Raw genomic sequence first — 22,432 nt, 5'->3', positions numbered from 1 at the left:
CGTCTGATCTCGATCGGACGTCCGGTGCCGAATCACCGGGTATATATCGTCGACCCGCAAGGGCATCTGGCGCCGGTCGGCGTGCCGGGAGAGCTGTGCGTGGCGGGCGCGGGTCTGGCCCGGGGGTATCTGGACCGTCCGGAGCTGACGGCGGAGAAGTTCGTCATCAGCCGGTTCAGCGGAGAGCGGATGTACCGGACGGGCGACCTGGCGAGATGGCTGCCGGACGGGCGGCTGGATTACCTCGGCCGGATCGACCACCAGGTGAAGATCCGGGGGTACCGGATCGAGCTGGGCGAGATCGAAGCGAAGCTGCTGCAGGTCGAAGAGATGCAGGAAGCGATCGTTATCGCGAGAGAAGACTCGGCAGGCCAAAGCCAGCTGTGCGCCTACTTCGTCGCGGCCAGGGAGCTGGCGGCAAGCGCGCTGCGCGGCGCGCTCGGCTCGGAGCTGCCGGGCTATATGGTGCCGGCCCACTTCGTCCAGCTGCCGCAGATGCCGCTGACGCCCAACGGCAAGATCGACCGCAAGGCGCTGCCTGCGCCGGAAGGCCTCATGTCACGCGAGACGGAGGTCACCGCTCCTCGAAGCTTGATGGAGGCGAAGCTGGTTCGCATCTGGCAAGAGGTGCTCGGCGTCGACGCCGTGGGCATTCATGACCATTTCTTCGAGCTGGGCGGACATTCTTTGAGAGCTGCGGCGCTGATCACGCGCATTCACAAGGAGTTCAACCGGAACGTTCCGCTGAAGGCGGTATTCGAATATCCGACGATCGCTCAGTTCGCCGAAGCTATGGGCGGTTTGGAGATATCGGTGTTCGCTTCCATCCCTCCGGCAGGGAAGAGCGAGTACTATCCGGTGTCCTCCGCGCAAAAAAGGCTATATATCCTGAGCCAGCTGGAAGGCGGTCAGCTCGCTTATCATATGCCGGCCTTCATCACGCTGGAAGGCCAACTGGATCGTGAGCGCTTCGGACGAGCGCTGGGACAACTGATAGCGAGGCATGAAGCATTGCGTACGGGCTTCGAGCTTGTAGAAGGGGTTCCTGTGCAGCGGATTTATCCGGAAGTGCCGTTCGAGCTTGCGATCCGGCCTGCCGGTGCGGCGAGCGCGGAGGAGCATATTCGCGAGTTTATGACTGACTTCGACTTGAGCCGCGCCCCGTTGATCCGGGTCGAGCTGATCGAGCAGGAAGCGAATCGTCATCTGCTGCTCCTGGATATGCACCATATCATTTCAGACGGCGTGTCCATGAGCATCTTCATCGATGACATCATCCGGCTCTACCACGGCGAGGAGCTTCCTCCGCTGCGTATTCAATATAAAGACTTCGCGGCATGGCAGCAGTCTGAGGCCCATCGCGAATGGGCAAGCAAGCAGGAATCCTACTGGCTGGACTTGTTCGCCGGCGAGCTTCCTGTGCTGGATCTGCCCGCCGATTATGCAAGGCCGGCCGTTCGAAGCTTCCGCGGCGACGCCGTCACTTTCCTGATCGATGAGAAGCGTACGGACGCCCTTAGACGGATAGGCTCGCAAACCGGCTCAACCTTGTACATGGTACTGCTGGCTGCCTATAAGACGCTGCTGCATGCGTATACCGGACAGGAGGACATCGTGGTCGGCTCTCCGGTCTCAGGCCGGCCGCATGCCGATCTGGAGCCGATCATCGGGATGTTTGTCAATACGCTTGCGCTGCGCAGCTACCCGGCCGCAAGTCTATCCTTTGAAGCTTACCTGCACGAAGTGAAGTCCCGCGTGCTGGAGGCGTTCGAGCATCAGGATTATCCATTGGAAGAGCTGATCGAGCGGCTGGACGTGAAGCGGGATTTAAGCCGCAACCCGTTGTTCGACACGATGTTTGTCATGCAGCATGCCCAGTCTAATCAAGCGGGCTTTGACGGACTTCGCCTGGAGCCATATTCGGACGGCGGACCGAAGGCGGTCCAATTCGATCTGACGCTGGAGGCTATGGAGGAAGGGGAGACTCTGGCCTGCAGCCTCCAGTATACAGATGCGCTCTATACCCGCGAGACGGCTTGGAGAATGGTCCGGCATTTCCTGCGGCTTCTTGATCTGATCGGGGACAATCCGCAGATCAAGCTCGGCGAACTGGAGCTTGTCACTCCGCAGGAGAAGGAGCAGATCCTGCACGGGTTCAACGACACCGCGGCGGACTATCCGCGGGAGAAGACGATCCACGGCCTGTTCGAGGAGCAGGCGCGGCGGACGCCGGAGCAGATCGCCGTGCGCTTCGAGGACGAGCAGCTCACCTATCGCGAGCTGAACGAGCAGGCGAACCGGCTGGCGCGCAGGCTGCGCGCCGAGGGAGTAAAGCCCGGGGACATGGTCGCCGTGCTGACCGAGCGGTCGCTGGAGATGCTCGTCGGCATCTACGCGATCCTCAAGGCCGGCGGCGCGTACGTGCCGATCGATCCGGACTTTCCGGAGGAGCGGATCCGCTTCATCGCCGAGGACTCGGGAGCGAGGATGCTGCTCGGGCAGGAGCGCCTGCTCCCGCGCGTGCCGGCCGATCTTGAACTGAGCGGCATCCGGAGCCTCAGCCTGAACGACGCGGCGGTGTACGACGCCGACGGGTCCGATCTGGAGCCGGCCGCCGGACCGCAGGACGTGGCGTACGTGATCTACACGTCTGGCTCGACGGGCAAGCCGAAGGGCGTCATGATCGAGCATCACTCCGTGCTCAACCGCATCCTGTGGATGCACGAGCGCTATCCGATCGGCGCAAGCGACGTAATCCTGCAGAAGACGGCGTTCACCTTCGACGTCTCGGTGTGGGAGCTGTTCTGGTGGGCGATGGTCGGTGCGAGCGTCTGCCTGCTGACGCCGGGAGGCGAGAAGAGCCCCGAGCGCATCCGGGAGACGATCCGGCGCTATGGCGTGACGACGATGCACTTCGTGCCTGCGATGCTGCACGCGTTCCTCGAGGACGCGGAGCAGCAGCCGGAGCGGCTGCTCGCCGAGCAGCTCGGCACGCTGCGCCACGTCTTCGCCAGCGGCGAGGCGCTGCCGCCGCAGCATGTGGCGCGCTTCCAGCAGACGGTGGCTTGGGTGAATCGCTGCCGGCTGATCAACCTGTACGGCCCGACGGAGGCGACGGTCGATGTCTCGTACTTCGACTGCGAGCCGGACGTGCCGTACCCGGTCATCCCGATCGGCAAGCCGATCCATAATACAAGGCTGTATATCCTGAAGGAAGGGACGACGCAGCTACAGCCGGTCGGCGTGGCCGGGGAGCTATGCATCGCGGGCGTCGGGGTAGGACGGGGGTATCTGAACCGTCCGGAGCTGACGGCGGAGAAGTTTACGCTGGATCCGTTCGCAGCGCTGGAGTCTGGCGCAGATGCAGGTCAAAGCCGGATGTACCGGACCGGAGACCTGGCGCGCTGGCTGCCGGACGGCAACATCGAGTACCTGGGCCGGATCGACCATCAGGTGAAGATCCGGGGGTACCGGATCGAGCTGGGCGAGGTGGAGACGCAGCTGCTGCATGTCGAGGGCGTCGTGGAAGCGGTCGTGATGGCACGCGACGACGGCCAGGGCAACAAGCTGCTGTGCGCGTACTACGTCGCGGAGTCGGAGCTTGGCGCAAGCGAACTGCGCAGCCGGCTGGCGGACAGCCTGCCTAGCTACATGGTGCCGTCGTACTTCGTACAGCTGGAGCGGATGCCGCTGTCGCCCAATGGCAAGATCGACCGCAAGGCGCTGCCCGCGCCGGAGCAAGCCGTACGGGCCGCCGACTATATCGCGCCTCGTTCGTTGACCGAGCTGAAGCTGGTCCAAATCTGGCAGGAGGTGCTTCGTCTTCCGAGTGTCGGCATCACCGAGAACTTTTTCGACATAGGCGGACACTCCTTGAGAGCTACGACTCTCGTGTCCCGAATTTTCAAGGAGCTTCACGTCAATGTGCCGCTTCGCGAAATCTTCCTGTCTCCGACCGTCGAACAGCTCGCCAAGGTTGTCGACCGTATGCAGCCGTCGCCTTATTCCGCTATTCCGCGAGCAGGCGACATGGATTATTATCCGGTTTCCTCCGCTCAAAAACGGCTGTACATCTTGAGTCATCTCGAGGGCGGGGAGGTCAGCTACAACATGCCGACTGTCCTGACGGTCAGCGGGCTCCTGGACCGGGAGCGGCTCGAGCAAGCCTTCCTGAAGCTTATCGACCGGCATGAGACGCTGCGGACCAGCTTTGACACCATCGAAGGCGAAGTGGTGCAGCGCATCTATGCACGGACCGATTTCAGGATGGAATACGTGAAGTGCCAGGAGGAAGATGCGACTAGCCACATCAAGTCCTTTGTTCGTCCCTTCGATCTGGAGCTGGCGCCGCTGCTGCGAGTGCGACTGATCGAGCTTGAGGCGTCCAGGCATATTTTGCTCTATGACATGCACCATATCATTTCCGACGGCGTATCGGCTGAGAATATGGTCGGCGAGCTGGCACAGCTTTATGACGGTCATGCCTTGCCTCCGCTGCAGCTCCAATACAAGGACTTTGCCGCATGGCAGAGCAAGGCAAGAGAAGATGAGCGTTACGGCAAGCTTGAAGCGTTCTGGCTGGACTCCTTGAAGGGCGAGCTGCCCGTGCTCCATCTGCCGATTGCTTACCCGAGACCCGAGCTTCGCAGCTTCGAGGGCGAGCTGCTCGAATTTGCGGTCGAGCCGGAAACGGCGGAACGGCTGAGGGCGCTAGCGGCCGAAACCGGCAGTACTTTGTATATGGTGCTCCTGGCAGCTTATACCGTCCTGCTTTCCTCCTATAGCGGTCAGGAGGACATCATCGTAGGCACACCGGTAGCCGGACGTTTGTCCGCCGAGCTTGAACCGCTCATCGGCATGTTCGTCAATACGTTGGCCATCCGAACATCTCCGGCACGGGAGAAGGTGTTCCTCGAGTATATCCAGGATGTGAAGGAACGGATGCTGCTGGCGTTCGAGCATCAGGAATACCCGCTGGAGGAGCTTGTAGAAAAGCTCGATATCCCGCGGGATCCCAGCCGCAATCCGTTGTTCGACACCATGTTTGTGATGGAAACCGTGGACGTGGCGGATGACCAGTCTGCCTCGCGCAGCTCGCTCAGCTTCGAGCCTTACGCTCAGGAGCATCGGATTGCGAAATTCGATATCACCTTATCGATGAGCCTTCGCGGCACGCAGCTGCAGGGATCGTTCGAATACGGCACCAAGCTGTTCAGCCGACAAGTGATGGAGTCCTTGACTCAGCATTGGCTAACGCTGCTGGCCGATATCGCCCATCATCCCCAGCGTACCGTAAGGGAGCTTGCCGCCTGGGATAGCCAGGAACAATCCGGGCTTCTGCAGGAAACGATACATTTTTCGTTCTAGGTCTTTCTAGGTTTACAGGTTGAACCTGTTGCGGGTGTGCAGACGCACACCCGCTCTCAAAGTAAGAGATTCGAACTTGATAAGATCGGGAGTGGACCATATGCATTCGATGTTCGAAAAGGAAATGGCTTACTGGCAGGGCAAGTTCGATAGCGAAGATCAGCTTACAGGCCTCGCGTATAGCCGCGTGCCGACCGGCGCTGGCGTTTCGGATAGCTTTGCCGTTGTTACGGGTAGCTTGCCGCAGGAGCTGTCTAACCGGATCGCCGCTATCACGGGGGGCTCGCCGTTGACCGTGTTTATGGTGCTGTTGGCCGGCGTGAAAGGGCTGCTGCATGCCTATACCCGGGAAGAGCGGCTTATCGTCGGTACGCCAACCGTTCCGAGCCCGGGAGGGGCAGCTCCGGGGATGAACCCTCTGCTGCTAGTGAAAAGCCATATCGAGGAAAGCTGCACCTTCCGTTCCCTGTTGAATGAGTTGAAGTCCTCTTTATCCGAAGCGCTTGCGCATCAACAAACGCCTTTTTGGAATTATACGGAAGCTCTTCCTATTCCGCGGCTGCCCAGCGGTGTGCCTGTCATTCCTACTGTGGCCGCCTTGAAGCAGCTCCATTCGTTGGATTATCAGGAGCGCGCGAAGCCCGAACTTGCGTTCCATTTCGATTGGGATGCCGAGCCGAGGAGCCTTTCATTAGAGGTTGTCTATCAGGAGTCCCGTTATGATCTTGTCTTTATCAGCCAACTGATCGGGCATCTGCAAAGCTTTCTGAGCGTCGCTTTATTTCAACCCGAACGGTTGCTTACCGACATCGAAGTGCTATCCGAGCAGGAGAAGCGGAAGCTGCTGTGCGAGTTCAATCCGCCCCAAACCGATTATCCAAGCGAGCAAACCGTCCATGGGCTATTCGAGCAGCAGGCATCGCTTCATCCTCATGCGCCAGCTGTTACTTACGGAGATCAGTCACTCACTTACATAGAATTGAATGAGCGAGCGGACGCCTTGGCCCAGCGTCTGCTGGAGGAGGGAGCCGGGCAGGAGCAGCTCATCGGCATCATGGCGGATCGTTCGCTGGAGATGATAGCCGGTCTGCTGGGCATCCTGAAGGCCGGCGCCGCCTTCGTGCCGATCGATCCCGACTATCCCGAGGATCGTATCCAGTTTATCCAGGAGGATTCGGGCATGAAGCTGCTGCTGACGAGCGCCCTCTACCGCGGGCGGGCGGCGGCGATTGTGGGCGATCAGGTCACGATCCTGGATCTGGAGCATGCTCCATGGAGGGCGCAAGAGGTGTCGGGCGACATGGGCAAGCAGGCTGTCTCCGCAGGACCGGACAACCTGGCCTACGTGATGTATACCTCGGGGTCGACGGGCAAGCCCAAGGGCGTTATGGTCGAACACCGCAATATCATACGCCTCGTAAAGTCTACCAATTATGTCGAACTCGGCGAACAGACGCGTATTCTGCAGACGGGCGCCATTGTTTTTGATGCGACGACCTTTGAGATCTGGGGAGCGCTGCTTAATGGCGGTCAATTGGTTCTGACCGATGCGGAGGTCCTGCTGAATGGACCGAGGCTTAAGGAAGCGATCGAGCGGTACGACATTACGACCATGTGGCTGACCGCGCCCTTATTCAATCAGCTGCTGCAGCAGGAAAGCCGGCTGTTCAGCGCACTCGACACGCTTATCGTCGGCGGAGACGCGCTTTCCGTGCCTCATATTAATATGGCCTTGCGCCATAACCCTTCGCTTCGCATCGTGAACGGCTACGGACCTACGGAAAATACGACGTTCTCGACCACTTATCGCATCGAAGGCGAGCAGGCCGGAGCCGTGCCGATCGGCAGGCCGATCGCCCATTCTACCGCTTATGTCGTAGACCGACAGCAGAAGCTCGTTCCCGTTGGGGCTTGGGGGGAGCTGCTCGTGGGAGGCGACGGGGTAGCGCGCGGTTATTTGAACAGGCCCGAGCTGACGGAGAAGATGTTTATCGAACATCCCTTCGAGCCTGGCAAGCGCTGCTATCGAACCGGAGATTTCGTAAAATGGCGGCCTGACGGCACCTTGGAATTTAAGGGCAGAATCGACGAGCAGGTCAAAATCCGCGGCTTCCGGATTGAACCGAAGGAAGTCGAGGCTGAGCTGCTGAAGGCAGACTCGGTAAGGGAAGCCGTCGTCATCGTGAGGGAAGATGAGGGCGGGCAGAAATATTTATGCGCCTATTACTCATCGGATGGAGAGCTCTCCCCTGGCAAGCTGCGGCAGACGATGCAGCAGACGCTTCCCGCCTTTATGATTCCCTCCTTCTTCGTCCAGCTGGAGCGTCTTCCGCTAACCCCCAACGGGAAGGTAGACCGTCGCGCGCTGCCCGCTCCGAATGCCGCGGGTGAGGCAGGCGAAACGTACGCAGCGCCGCGTACGGAGCTCGAAGCGGAGCTTCAGTCGATCTGGGAAGATATCTTGAAGCTTCCTAGGGTCGGCATCCGGGATCATTTCTTCGAGATCGGAGGACACTCCCTGCGGGCTACTGCGCTTGTGTCCGCCGTGCATCAAAAACTGAACAAAGCGATTCGGCTGAAGGATGTATTCCAGTACCCGACCATCGAATCGATGGCGCAAGCTATAGGGGATCGGGAGCATACGGAATACACCGCTATTCCTGCCACTGACGTACGTGAATCCTATGCCGTATCGCCTGCGCAAAAACGGATGTTTATGGTGAGCCAGCTTGCGGGAGCCGAGGTCAGCTACAATATGCCCGGCGCTGTCGTGCTGGAGGGCGAGATGGACTTCGAGAGGCTGGAGCAGGCCTTCTCCCTGCTGATCGCCCGTCACGAAACGCTGCGCACAAGCTTTGAGACGGCGGATGGCGAGCCGATTCAGCGCGTTCATCCTGAAGCGGGGTTTTCTGTGGAATGCCTGCAAGCTCTTGAAGCCGACATTCCCGCGGTGTTCAGCCGCTTTGTCCGTCCGTTCGATCTGAGCCAGGCGCCGCTTATGCGGGCCATGCTGATCCGGGTTGCACCGGAACGTCATATTCTGCTGACGGATATGCATCACATCATCTCGGATGGAGCCTCGGTCCAGGTGCTGGTACAAGAGATCATGCGCTTGTATCAGGGAGAGGACCTGCAGCCGCTTCCCATTCAATATAAAGATTATTCGGCCTGGCAGCAGAAGCGGGGGCAGACGGACCGGTATAGGCTGCAAGAGGAGGAATGGCTCCGCACATTTGCCGGCGAAATTCCGGTGCTCGACCTGCCGACCGACTTTCCGAGACCTGCGGTCAAAAGCTTTCAGGGACGCACCTGCGAATTCCTTCTCGATCCCGAGCAGAGTGCCGGACTTCAACGCATAGCTGCCCAGACCGGCTCTACGTTATATATGGTGCTGCTTGCCGCTTATTCGTCTCTTCTGTACAAGTATAGCGGACAAGAGGATCTGATCGTCGGTACGCCGGTAGCCGGTAGGGAGCATCCGGATCTGCAAGGCTTGATCGGGATGTTCGTCAACACGCTGGCTATCCGTACGAACCCGAACGGCAGCGCGCCGTTCCTGGATTACGTACAGCAGGTGAAGTCGAGAACCCTGCAAGCGTTCGAGCAGCAAGACTACCCGCTGGAGGAGCTGATCGGGAAGCTGGGCCTTCATCGGGATTTAAGCCGCAATCCGTTGTTTGACGCCGCATTTGTGCTGCACAATGAGGAGGCGGAGCCCGTACTGGGCGAGTCTAGCGGCTTGAAGGCCAGCACATACCCGACCGAGCACACCGTCGCCAAGTTCGATCTGACCTTGTTTGCGACCGTGGGCGAACACGGGATTGCCTGCAGCTTTGAATACGCCACCTCGCTCTTCAAGCCTGAAACGGTAGAGCGCATGGGGGAGCACTTTCGACAGCTGATTCGTTCGATCGTGGACCGTCCGCTGATCAAGCTGGCGGCGCTTGAGTTTCTGACTCCCAAGGAGCGGGAGCTCATCTTGACCCGCTTCAACAACACAGCGGCCGACTTTCCACAGGACAGCACGATTCATGAGCTAATCGAGGAGCAGGCGGCACGTACACCCGAGCGGACAGCTGTCGTCTTTGGCAACGAGCGGCTTACGTACCGCGAGCTCAACGAGCGGGCCAATCGGCTGGCCCGGACGCTGCGGCAAGACGGGGTTCGCCCCGATCAGCTCGTCGGGATCATGGCCGAGCGCTCGGTTGAATTGATCGTAGCCATGCTCGGCGTGCTCAAAGCGGGCGGAGCTTATATGCCGATCGACCCGGAGTATCCGGATGAGCGCATCCATTATATGCTGGAGGACTCGGGCGCGCAGCGGCTTCTTCTGCAGAAGCGCCTGCAGCACAAGCTTCATGCGGAAGTCCGTACGTTTTTCCTGGGCGACGAGCAGTCGTACCATCCGGATGCTACGAATCTGGAAGCAGCGGCAGGTTCAGGCGATCTTGCTTATGTCATCTATACCTCGGGTACGACAGGCAAGCCTAAGGGAGTGATGGTCGAGCATCGGGGACTGTGCAATCTGCGTTCCTACTTCGAGCGGGAGCTGAAGGTGAACGCCGAGGACAAAGTGGCGCAATTCGCCAGCTTCTCCTTCGACGCAGCGACCTGGGAAATCGTGATGGCGCTCTTTACCGGCGCCGCTTTAGTCATTCCTTCTCTCCAAACGATTCATAACTACCGGCTGTTCGAACAGTTTATCCGGGAGAACGGCGTTACGGTCGCAACCCTGCCGCCGACTTATGCCCTCTACCTGGAGCCGGAGCAGGTTCCCGGCTTGGCGAAGCTGATCACCGCCGGATCGGCTCCGACCAAGGAGCTGATTCAGCGCTGGAGAACGTCCGTTACCTATATCAATGCATATGGTCCAACCGAGGATTCGATCTGCTCCTCCGCCTGGATCTATGACGATGCTGAGGAGCAGGAGCAGGAGCTGGAGCAGGATGCAGCACCCGTTACCATCGGTCGTCCTATCTACAATCATCGCATGTACATTGTCGGGGAGGATCATTCGCTGCTGCCGGTAGGCGTAGCGGGCGAGCTATGCCTTGCGGGAATAGGGCTGGCCCGCGGCTATTTGAACCGTCCCGAGCTGACGGCGGAGACCTTCGTAACGAGTCCGGTCGAGCCCGGGGAGAGGATGTACCGAACCGGGGACTTGGCCCGCTGGCTGCCGGACGGCCGGATCGAATACCTGGGGCGCGCCGATCATCAGGTCAAAATACGCGGTTACCGGATTGAGCCCGCGGAAGTGGAAGCCCAGCTGATGAAGGCTGACGCTATGCAAGAGGCCATCGTCATCGCCCGCGAAGACGAGCAGGGACAGAAGCAGCTTGTCGCCTATTTCATAGCAGAGCGCGTCCTGCCGGCCTCCGAGTTGAGGGCCGGTATGGAGCGGGAGCTGCCAGGCTACATGATTCCCTCCTTCTTCGTACAGCTGGAGAAGATGCCGCTGACGCCAAACGGGAAAATCGACCGCCAGGCTCTGCCGGCGCCTGAAGCGGGGCAATCCGGCGCGGCCTATGTCCCGCCGCGGACCGAGGTGGAACAGCAGCTTGCCACGATCTGGCAGCAAGTATTGGGAGCCGGGACGGTAGGCATTACCGACAACTTCTTCGACCTTGGGGGAGACTCGATCAAGTCGATCCAGGTATCCTCCCGCATGCTGCAGGCGGGATACCGGGTTGAAATGAAGGATTTGTTCCAGCATCCGACCATTGCCGCCCTGAGTCCTCATATTCAAGCCGCTGTCCGAACGGCTGATCAGGGTACGGTCAGCGGAGCCGTACCGCTTACGCCGGTATTGCGGTGGTATTTTGAACAAGATCAGGCCCAGCCGCATTACTTTAACCAGTCGGTCATGCTGTATCGGGAGGAGGGCTTTGAAGAAGGCGCACTTCGCCAGGCGATGCAAGCCATCGCGGAGCACCATGATGCATTGCGGCTTGTATTCCGTTCTACCGAAGCCGGCTATACCGCATGGAATCGGGGAATCGGTGAGGGAGAACTATTCACGCTGGAAACTTATCGCATGTCGGATGTCGAGAATAAAGCGCAGGCTATCGAGCTTAAGTGCGAGGAGCTTCAGGGAAGCATGAATCTGGAGCAGGGACCGCTGGTCAAGCTTGGACTATTCCGTATGGATGACGGCGACCATCTGATGATCACCATTCACCATGCGGCGATCGACGGTGTATCCTGGCGTATTCTGTTCGAGGATCTGGCTACGGCCTATGAGCAAGCCGTGACCGGGCAACGTATCCAGCTTCCGCTCAAAACGGATTCGTATCGGAAATGGGCCGAACAGCTTATCCGGTATGCTAATAGCGAGCAGCTGGAGAAGGAACGCGCATACTGGCAAAGCGTCGCCTCCGTTTCCTTGAAGCCACTGCCCAAGGATCGCGCGCAAGGAGGAAATCTGCTTAGAGACAGCGACACGGTGACGGCGCACTGGAGCCAAGAGGACACCGCAAGGCTGCTCAAGCAAGCCCATCGGGCGTACTCGACGGAGGTGAACGACCTGCTGCTCACGGCTCTGGGCATGGCGCTGGAGGCTTGGGCCGGGATGAGTGCCGTTCAGATCAATATGGAGGGTCACGGAAGAGAACAGCTTCTGCCGAACCTGGACGTGACGCGTACGATCGGCTGGTTCACGAGTCAATATCCGGTTGTGCTCGACTTGGGCCGCGAGCAATCGATCGCCGGCCGGATCAAGAGAGTGAAGGAGCGGCTGCGCCAGATTCCGAACAAAGGAATCGGCTATGGACTGCTGCGTTACTTATCCGGAGAGCAAGGGGACCCATCGCTCGCTGCGAAGCCGCACATCAGCTTTAACTATTTGGGACAGTTTGATCAGGACCTGCAAAGCAATGCTATCCAGCCGTCTATTTATTCCTATGGGATGCCACTCAGCGAAGAGACGAAGCGGATTTGTGACCTTGAGGTGAACGGCATGATCTCCGGCGGCGAGCTCGGGCTGACGATCGGCTACAACCGTTACGAGTATGACCGGGATACGATAGAGCGTCTGGCTGAAATGCTGGAGAAAAGCTTGTCCGAGGTCATCGCGCATTGCGTCGCCCAGGAGCAAACGCAGGTCACGCCGAGCGATCTGACGATCAAAGGGTTGTCCATGGACGATCTGGAGGAATTGCAGAAGCAAGCAAACGATATCGGGGTACTGGCCGACGTCTATACGCTTACGCCGATGCAGCAGGGGATGCTCTTTCATGCCAGGTTCGATCCGCAATCGCCCGCCTACTTCGAGCAGGTTTCCTATGAGCTGCACGGCCGTTTCGATCCGACGATATTCCAGGAAAGCTTGTCCGGCTTAGTCCGGCGTCACGAAGCCTTGCGTTCCAACTTCTGCTTCGGGCCCGGGGACAGACCGCTGCAGATTGTTTTCCAAAGCAGAACGGGCGGATTCCTGTATGAGGATGTACGAGGACTGGAAGGCGGCGAGCGTCAGGCTTACGTCGACACGTTCCAGACCGAGGATAAAAAACGGGGCTTCGACCTCAGCCGGGACCCGCTGCTGCGCGTATCGGTGCTGCGCATCGCCGACGATGCGTACCGGATGATCTGGAGCTTCCACCATATCATCATGGACGGCTGGTGCCTGCCGCTTCTGAACAGCGAAGTGTTCGAGCATTACTATGCTCTCAAGGAGAACAGGGAACCGCGACTTCAAGAGGTCACTCCTTATAGCGAGTATATCAAGTGGCTGGAGATGCAGTCGAAGGAGGAAGCGGTCCGCTATTGGAGCGAGTACCTGGAGGGATATGATCAGCAGACGCGGCTCCCGTCCGTCGCGAACGCTACGGTCCGACTTGCCGGCGAAGCCGATGAGCATCAGCCGGTCGAACCGCTTCGCGCCGTCTTGGGCCGCGAGCAGACCGCCAAGCTAAACCGGATAGCCCGGGAGCAGCAAGTGACGATCAATACGCTGGTCCAGACGGCATGGGGTCTCCTGCTGCAAGGCTATAACAACGCGCAAGATGTCGTCTTCGGCAGCGTCGTCTCCGGAAGACCTGCCCATATTCCGGGTGTCGAGAATATGATCGGCTTGTTTATCAATACGATTCCCGTACGTATCCGCTCCGATAAGGATGCTTCATTCGCCGAGACGATGCGCCGGACACAGGCGCAAGCGGTCGCTTCGCAGGCGTACGACTATTACCCGCTGTTCGAGGTCCAAGCGCTGACGGAGCAGAAGCAGGATCTGATCAACCATATCCTGGTTTTCGAAAACTTTCCCGTCGAACAGCAGGTGGAGCAGCTTGGCGGTGAGGACGAATCGGCATTTTCCATTACCCATGTGGACATTAGCGAACAAACGAACTATGACTTCAGTCTGAGCGTTACTCCGGGTGAGGAAATGGGGTTCAGCTTCGAGTACCACTCCCGCTCTTTCGAGTTGGAGGATATCGAACGCATCCAAGGGCATCTGTTCCATATGCTGGAACAAATCGCGGATAATCCGAACATCCTCGTCGGGGAGCTTGAGCTGGCAACGCCGCAGGAAAGGAAGCTGCTCCTCGAGGACTTCAGCAGTCTGAACTGGGAGCCGGCGCCCGAGCTTACGTTCCATCAGGAGTTTGAACGGAATGCCGAGCTTTATCCCGATCAGACGGCAGTCGTGTACAAAGATCAGCGCTTGTCCTACCGGGAGTTGAATGAGAAAGCGAATCAGCTGGCAGCCAAGCTGCGGGGATACGGCGTAGGGCGCGAATCGCTCGTGTGTATTCTTGCGGACCGCTGCGCGGAACTAATCGTCAGCGTACTGGCCGTATGGAAGGCCGGGGGGGCTTATGTGCCGGTCGATCCGGGTTATCCGGCAGAGCGGATTCAGCTGATGCTGGAGGATAGCGGCGCGGAGGTGCTGCTGACCCAATCCTGGCTCACACCGTTACTGAGCGGAAGAACAGGGATGGAGCTGGCGGAGGTCACCGTGCTTGAGCTGGATGACGAACGCCTGTATGCCGGAACTTCCCCGGATAATCCGCCGTTCATCAATGAGCCGCAAGACCTGGCGTACGTCATCTATACCTCGGGTACGACCGGACGCCCCAAGGGCGTCATGATCGAGCATCGCAGCTTGATGAATACAGCCCTCGCCAGCCGCCGGGAATGCCGGTTTACCGAGTTCCCGGTACGGGTGTTGCAGCTTGCCAGCTTCTCCTTCGATGTCTTCGTGCTCGATCTGGCAAGGTCCTTGCTACATGGCGGCATGCTAGTCATCTGCCCGGCTGAGGATCGCATCGATCCGGAGCTGCTGTACGGGTGGATTCGCGATTATGACATCACGGTGCTGGAATCAACGCCGGCACTGCTGCTTCCGCTCATGTCGCATATCGATAGCCACGAGTTGAAGGTACCGTCTATGAAGCTGCTGGTTACGGGATCCGACAGCATCGGGGTCACGGATTACAAGTGGCTGCTGGAAAGGTTCGGGTCACAAATGCGGGTCATGAACGGGTATGGAGTAACCGAGGCTGCGATCGATTCCAGCTTCTATGACGAGCCTGTCCGGCTGCTGTCGGCTGCCGGTCATGTGCCAATAGGGAAGCCGCGGATTAACAACCGCTTCTATATCTTGAACGATCACTTCCGTCCTGTTCCGGTAGGTGTGGTCGGCGAGCTGTATATCGGCGGGGCTGGCGTAGCGCGCGGCTATCGGAATCAACCGGAACTTACCGCCCAGAAATTCATACCGAATCCCTTTGTGCCGGGAGAACGGCTGTACCGTACGGGGGATCTGGCTCGCTGGATGAAGGATGGGAATGTCGATTTCCTGGGCCGGTCCGACTTCCAGGTGAAAATCCGCGGGTTCCGCGTCGAGCTAGGCGAGATCGAGACGGCGATGCTGCACTATTCCGGAATCCGGCAAGCCGTTGTGGTGGAGCGCAAGGATGAGAGAGGGCAGAGCTATCTGTGCGGCTATGCCGCGGGCGAGGCCATCGAAGCCGAGGCGCTGCTCGCGTACTTGCGGCAAGCTTTGCCGGCTCATATGGTGCCAGCCCGTCTCGTTGTTCTAGATCGGCTTCCTCTGACGCCGAACGGCAAGGTGGACCGAAAGGCGCTGCCGGAGCCGACTTCCAGACTCGAAGCTGAAGCGGGCTTCCAGGCACCGAGAAATGATGCGGAGGAGCAGCTTGTCCGGATCTGGGAGGAGGTGCTCGGGCAGTCCGGCATCGGCGTAACCGATCATTTCTTCCACATCGGGGGGCATTCCCTGAAGGTACTGGAGCTTGTACGCAAGCTTGAGAAGCAGCTGGGCCGGGATCTTCCACTGCGGCTCATCTACGATGCGCCTACGATTGAGGAGCTGGCACGGAAGCTGTACGCCGACAACGGCTCCGGGTCTGGACAGCCCGAGTCCTCCTCTATCACGAAGCTGAATGAGCACGGTTCTCTGCGTATGTTCTGCTTCCCGCCTATGCTTGGATATGGCCTTGGCTTTGCCGGGCTAGCTGAGCAGCTCGAGCATCAGGCCATCGTGTACGGACTTGATTTTATCGAGGACTATGAGAGTGAAGACGATCTTATCGAGCAATACATGAAGCTGATCACGGGTATCCAGCCGCAAGGTCCTTATGTGTTCCTTGGCTATTCGATGGGGGGCAATCTGGCGTTCCAGCTGACGAAGGCTATGGAGAGGAAGGGGTACCAGGTATCGGACGTCATTATGGTGGACTCCTTGAAAGCCGTCAAGTCGACGGCGGTCTCTCGGGAGAAGATCAGGAAGCAGATCGATCGATCTCTGGATGAGTCGCCGAACGGCTATAACGAGATGCTTAGCGGCAAGTATCGCGAGAAAATCTACGCCTATGCGCAGTTTGGCAATGAACTGGTCAATAAGGGCGTCATCCAGGCGAATATTCATGCCTTGTTCTCGCCAGAAGCGGATGCTTCCAAGGCAGCATCGGATAAGCAAAAGTCATGGAGCGAGTCCACAACCGGCTACTATAACCGGGGGAAACTGATCGGCTCTCATGATGAATTGCTGGATGCCCAGCATATCCAAGAGAATGCGGCAAAAATCAAGCAGATTGTGCAGCAAATCATCGGAGGGACCGACGAGGCGAAAGCCGAAGTCGCGGCATCCAACCGGGACTGAAGCGGCATCTGAACGGAAACAAACACCTCAACAAACAGGGACACTTCGATGTGCCCCTGTTTGTTGTTCTTGACCTCATGATTTGCAACATTTAATGACTAAATTTTCTAAAGAAAGGTCATATTATTGGATATTAATAATGGATAGGGATGTGCTTTTCTATTATGGATTGTCCTGATGTGCCCGTCGCGGAATCTAACGATCATTCTGGAAAACCTTCTCTTTTACATACACTACATGAATTCGATGACTGCGTAGATCTTACCCACAGGTCTTACCCGGAAACTAAAATGGATCTGGTCTATTTTAGTCATCTGGTTGATCATGAAAAGCTGCATCGGGAAGTAATAGAACCTCTTTTACAAGCGCGTACAGAGGAGGCTTCCCCATTATTAGGGCAATCTCCGTTTTCCTCAGTAACAGATGCCAAAGATTTAATTACCGGAATCTTATCGGGAAGCGTTGCGATTTTTTACAAGAACGATGCTTTTCTCATCGATGTGTTTGGCTTGCAAGCGCGTACGGTGACCGAATCTGAAACCGAATCAGTGATTACAGGTCCGCATGACGCGTTCACTGAACAAGCCGGAATCAATTTAGCTTTGATTCGTCAGCGTATAAAAAGCTCCCATCTGAAAGTGATTAAATTAACCGTTGGGGAAATAACCAAAACAGATGTCTACCTTCTATATATCAAGGATATCGCCAATATGGATTATCTGAATGAGGCGAAACGCAGAATTAGCAATATAGAAATCGATGCCGTATTCGACACGCATATGCTGCTTCAACTCATTGACGATTCCCCTTACTCCATTTTTCCACAATTCCATACCTCTGAGCGCCCGGAAGCCATAGCCTCCAATCTGGTGGCTGGCAGAATCGTAGGCCTTGTGGATGGCAGTCCCTCGGCATTCAGCGCGCCTACTTCATTCTTCGAATACTTCTCATCTTCGGATGATTATAATCAACGCTGGCTACTCGGGACAGCAAGCCGGTTATTAAGATTTCTGGCGCTCATCATCACTTTGTCCTTTACTTCTTTGTATGTCTCCGTGACAACCTATCATTACGAAATGATCCCCGAGAACCTGTTGCTGACGCTGACAGAATCCAGGTACAAGGTCCCGTTTCCTCCTCTTATCGAGGCGTTATTCATGGAAGCAACGATCGAGCTCCTCCGAGAGGCCGGCGCTCGATTGCCATCCAAAATCGGTCAAACGATTGGCATCGTCGGCGGTATTGTCATCGGACAGGCCGCCGTTCAAGCAGGGTTAACAAGCAACATTCTCATCATTTCCGTAGCTTCCTCGGCGATAGCATCCTTTGTTACCCCAGCCTATGTCATGAGTAATTCCATCCGATTGCTCCGATTTGGTTTGATAATAGGAGCAGGGTTATTGGGCAATTTTGGATTAGTTGCCGGACTTGCTGCCATTGTGATTCATTTAAGCGGACTCACGAGTCTTGGATCTTCTTATCTGACTCCCGTTGCTCCATTCAAACCAAAGGATTGGAAGGATGTTTTTATTGTTGCGCCATTCAGCTTCCTTACAGAAAGACCAACACAAAGCAAGTCGCCCAACAAGGTTAGGAACAAGATGAGGAAATGAGGGAGGAGTCCCAAATGAAGGAAAAGTTATCGTACTTTCATGTGACCCTTCTTTTTTTCATGACACAGTCGGGAATGGTCATCTTTACTCTTCCTCGGCTTTTAGCCCAACATTTTGGAACAAACGGATGGCTAGCGCTTGTTTTTATATTCACGATTGTTTCTATAAATATTTATTTCATTCATGTTGTACACCGTCTTGGTAAAGGGAGATCCATCTTCGAGATCATGGAGCAATCCATACCTAAATTCATTCTTTTCCCTTTCTATCTGTCGATCGTCTTCATATGGACGATGATCGGCTGTTTACTTGCCAAGCAGTACGTGATGGTTTTTCAAATGATTGCTTTCCCGACAACGAATCCTATGATATTTAAACTGGTCTTCGATGTGCTTGCCTTTCTCTTGGTTATACAAGGGATATACAATATTTCGAAAGCATCGACGGTCTTCTTTTGGGGCACCATGTGGATATTACTTTTACTTTTCTATTTTTATGTCGATTTTCAATGGTCTCGGTTGACCCCATTTTTTTTTCAAGACAGTAAAATAACTATGCAAGGAACGGCGAGTATTTATTTGGCATTTTTGGGGTATGAGCTCTGTTTGCTTCTATTCCCATACACGACTCAAAAAACGAGATTAATGAAAGGGGTTTGGATTGGGAATCTCCTGCTGTTCCTGAATTATCTGTATGTCAGTTTTATCTCATTTGGTTTCTACGGTCATAGATATTTAAAAGACCTTGAGTTTCCACTTTTGAATATACTCGCGTATATGCAATTTCCGTTTATTCAGGGGACAGAAAATTTATTCTATGCTTTCTTTATGTTTTCCATCATTGTGACGTCAGTCATGTTCTGGTGGGCGGCTAAAGAGGCCATTTCAAGGATTTTTTCAATAAGCCAGAAGCTATTAATGCTAGTTATCCTCGCATTGTCCTATTGTATTTCCTATATTTTCGATGTGATGAGTGAAATCCAGCAATGGCTGACCATACTTGGGTATATCGAGGTGGTCATTGCTTTTGGTTTGCCGCTAGGTCTGATTCTTCTTCTGCTGGCACAAAGGACAAGAGGTGAGACGACAAGTGATTAACAACCGAGCATATCTTTGGATTTTTGTCACGTTCGTTCTGCTTGCAGGCTGTGATGACCAGCGGATTCTGGAGAAGACAGGTTTCATTCATTCCACAAGCTTTGATCTGTTACCAGATGGTAAAATTAACTATGCGATAAGCGTTCCCATTGCAAACCCAGAAATAAAAACATCGAGAGAATTTCTATCCACCGTGGCCAAAAGCAGCAAAGAAGGTCGAATAAATCTGGCCAAACAGACCAACCTGACGTTAGTCAGCGGGCAATTACGAACCGCCCTGTTCGGATTATCCTTGGCCAAAAAAGGGATTTGGGATTACATGGATACGTTGATGAGAGATCCTACCATATCTGAGCAAGCCAAGATTATAGTTGTAAATGGGGATGCAAAAAGTCTCCTTGAAAGAAACTACAGATCTTATCCGCGAACAGGGAGATACATTGATCGTCTCATACAAAAGGAAGCAAAGGGCCATGCCATACCGCTTACCACGATATATACGTTTGTACGAGATTATTATGATGATGGGATTGATCCCATCGTTCCCATTATTAAAAATGCCGGGGAAACCCTTGCTATAGATGGAATTGCTCTATTTAAAGATGACAAATATGTAGGCAAGATTAAATCGGAAGATGCCTTGATATTCAGTTTTATTTATCACAGTTTTAAGCATGGCGAATTGAGTATCGATCTGAAAGAGGAAGAATTGCAAGATAGTAAAACCGTCATGTTAAGCTCCTTGAATAGCTCAAAGAAGGTCGACGTTAAACACGAAGAGAGCGGGCAAACGAAAGTTATTATTCATGCAAATGTAACGGCTTCGATACTGGAATATGTCGGAGAATTAAAGCTGAGTGATGATGCCAGCAGACGTAAATTGGAACGTGAGATCTCCGACATCATAACCCAACGGGCAGAAAGAATCATAAAGTACCTGCAAGACAAAAAAACCGATAGTCTTGGCATAGGAACATATGTAAGAAATAGCATGACATACAGCGGCTGGAAGGAAACAAGCTGGCATGATAAGTACCCGAACTTAAACGTACAAGTAAAGTTAAATGTAAGAATAAAGGAATATGGATTTCGACATTAGCATTCGTAGATGAACAGGGTATGACCATCTTACGCAGCCTTTGCAGCTCAAAAAATTGAATTATTAACAGAAATTAAGGATTGTTTGCAGGCAGATAAGGGTATACAACATATGAGAACTTACACTCTTTACCAACAGAGGTGATCGAGGATGAACAATACCCTTAGCCTGATCCGAAACGTATTACTGGCGGCTTGCCTGCTCATGGGGCTGGCGCTGCCGCACACCCGTACCGCGCAAGCTGAATCCCGCTTGTCGGCGATGGATCTGGAGCGTAACGTCGATGCGACGATGCAGGAGCAACTGAACCGGCTTCATATCCCCGGGGCCGCTGTTGCTGTGACCAAGGGTTCTTCCATTCTGTTCAGCAAGGGATATGGCTTTGCGGATCTTGAGGACCAGACCCCTATGGACCCGGCCCGGACGATCATACCTATCGGGTCGCTGACAAAATCGATTACGGCTACGGCCGCTATGCAGCTTGTCGAACGTAATCAGTTGGAGCTTCGCAGGAATGTTAACGATTATTTGACCGCCTTTAAAATTTCTCCTCACGGCCAAGAGCCGATCACCCTACACCACTTGCTGACGCATACAGCCGGGCTGGACCAAGCCGTCTATTCGGTCAATGGATCCTCGAAGGAGCAAACGGTTAGCACCGGGGAGTACTTGCAAACCTACTATCATAAGCAGCCTCCGGTGCGCGAGCCCGGGGTGAAGTATGAGTACAGCAATGTCGGTCTCGGGACAGTAGGCTATGTGATCGAGCAGTCATCCGGTCAAACGCTGAATGAATATCTCACGCAGCATGTCTTCCAGCCGTTGAGCATGCCGAGCGCAAGCTTGGGCCTGCCGGATCATAACCCTAATCTGGCCAAATCGTACTCGTATGATAAATCGGGGTTTACCCCAGTTCCGTATTCCTACATTAATCTGGAGGGAGCGGGAGCCATAAGCGTTATCCCGCAGGAATTCGCTCATTATCTGATCCTTCATGCGAATCAAGGAGAATTCAACGGAGTCCAGGTCCTCGCTAAGGATACTGCAGCCGAGATGCACAAGCAGCAGTTCGCCGCGCATCCGCGGCTTGATGGACTTGGCTATGGCTTCTTCCGAGGAGAGCTGAAAGAAGGGGTGCCTATGCTATGGCACACAGGGGAGATTGACAGCTTTATATCGAAAATGGTGATCGTGCCTTCCGAGAAGCTGGGTATCTTTGTCGTGGCGAATGCTTCCAATTCCGGGCTTCAGCTTCATGACCTGCTCATTGAATCCATAAGCGCTTTTCTGCCCGTGCCGCCTGCGAAGCCACAGCTACAGCCACAGCCGCTGACGCTTGGCTCTGGCGGAGGGCAGTCAGCCTCCTTCATCCAGACGTCGAAGCTTGAGCTCAGCAAGTCGGGGCAAGACTACGGCCCTATCAAGGAGCTGGAAGGCGATTATCAGGCCGGTATCAACCCCCGTCATGGATGGGGGAAATGGCTCCGTATGCTGGGAGGCTTCAGCTATCGGGTGACGGCGGTGGATTCCCGCACGCTGGAGGTGAAAGGATACTTCCCGGGCCGGGACGAGAAGCAGAGCCTATCCTTCACCCACCTGGAAGATGGATTGTTTCAAGCTAAGAAGGGGGAGGAGACGCTATTCTTCTCCAAGCTGGACGGGAACTGGAGCTTGACGAATTCGGAGAATGTGACGATACCGAAAGTCACGTTCTGGCAACAAACCTACACCCTGCTTGGGCTGTATATCGCGTCAGCGGCTTTCTTCGTAGTTTTGCTGGTCGTATGGCTGTTTCAGAGCGTCGTCCGCCTCTTCAAAAAAGACTCCGGCCGGCTGAGGCCAGGGTTTGCCGTCATCGCGCTGCTGAATACGATATTTTTTTACATGCAATTCACATACGGCAATTCCCAGGTCACATATGGCTATCCGCTTTGGTATGCATGGGGCATCAGCGCGCTGCCACTTGTTTCGGCCGTCATCGCGGTGTTCTTATTAATAAAGAGGGACCTGCGGAAAGCTTCGGGCGGATGGCCGGATTGGGGAAGGGCGGGGATGTCCGTCATGACGCTCGCCGTTACGGGATATTTATTTTACTGGAATTTCCTCCCTGTCCACTATTCTTGAAGCCCATCGA

The 22,432-nt window shown here is 55.5% G+C and carries 6 protein-coding genes; all 6 read left to right on the top strand.

Annotated elements, in window-relative coordinates:
- On the top strand, positions 1-5,367 hold a 5,367-nt coding region (locus GSF01_RS07475), incomplete at its 5' end, for an amino acid adenylation domain-containing protein (RefSeq protein ID WP_159882460.1).
- Positions 5,368-5,467: 100 nt separating this feature from the next.
- Positions 5,468-16,489, top strand: coding sequence for a non-ribosomal peptide synthetase (locus tag GSF01_RS07470; protein WP_159882458.1), 11,022 nt, complete (start codon positions 5,468-5,470; stop codon positions 16,487-16,489).
- A 164-nt stretch (positions 16,490-16,653) separates the two neighbouring features.
- Positions 16,654-18,102: a spore germination protein gene (locus GSF01_RS07465; protein WP_235941337.1), complete on the top strand. Its 1,449-nt coding sequence runs from the start codon at positions 16,654-16,656 to the stop codon at positions 18,100-18,102.
- Between the two features lie 14 nt (positions 18,103-18,116).
- A complete protein-coding gene (locus GSF01_RS07460; protein ID WP_159882454.1) occupies positions 18,117-19,199 on the top strand; it encodes a GerAB/ArcD/ProY family transporter in 1,083 nt (360 codons plus the stop codon).
- Complete coding sequence (locus GSF01_RS07455; protein ID WP_159882452.1) at positions 19,192-20,298, top strand: Ger(x)C family spore germination protein; 1,107 nt, start codon at positions 19,192-19,194, stop codon at positions 20,296-20,298. Before GSF01_RS07460 ends, GSF01_RS07455 begins: the two co-directional genes overlap by 8 nt.
- 150 nt (positions 20,299-20,448) lie before the next feature.
- Complete coding sequence (locus GSF01_RS07450) at positions 20,449-22,422, top strand: serine hydrolase domain-containing protein (RefSeq protein ID WP_159882450.1); 1,974 nt, start codon at positions 20,449-20,451, stop codon at positions 22,420-22,422.
- The last annotated feature ends 10 nt before the right edge of the window (positions 22,423-22,432 follow it).

Origin of the sequence: Paenibacillus puerhi, assembly GCF_009846885.1 — a bacterium.
Classification (GTDB): Bacteria; Bacillota; Bacilli; order Paenibacillales; family NBRC-103111; genus Paenibacillus_G; species Paenibacillus_G puerhi.
Note: the sequence above shows the minus strand (reverse complement) of the source record. Positions and strands in the feature narration are given on the sequence as shown.

What these genes read in the sequence shown, in the direction of transcription:
- GSF01_RS07470 (WP_159882458.1), top strand. Translation starts at nt 5,468, where the DNA reads ATGCATTCGATGTTCGAAAAGGAAATGGCTTACTGGCAGGGCAAGTTC.
- GSF01_RS07465 (WP_235941337.1), top strand. Translation starts at nt 16,654, where the DNA reads ATGGATTGTCCTGATGTGCCCGTCGCGGAATCTAACGATCATTCTGGA.
- GSF01_RS07460 (WP_159882454.1), top strand. Translation starts at nt 18,117, where the DNA reads ATGAAGGAAAAGTTATCGTACTTTCATGTGACCCTTCTTTTTTTCATG.
- GSF01_RS07450 (WP_159882450.1), top strand. Translation starts at nt 20,449, where the DNA reads ATGAACAATACCCTTAGCCTGATCCGAAACGTATTACTGGCGGCTTGC.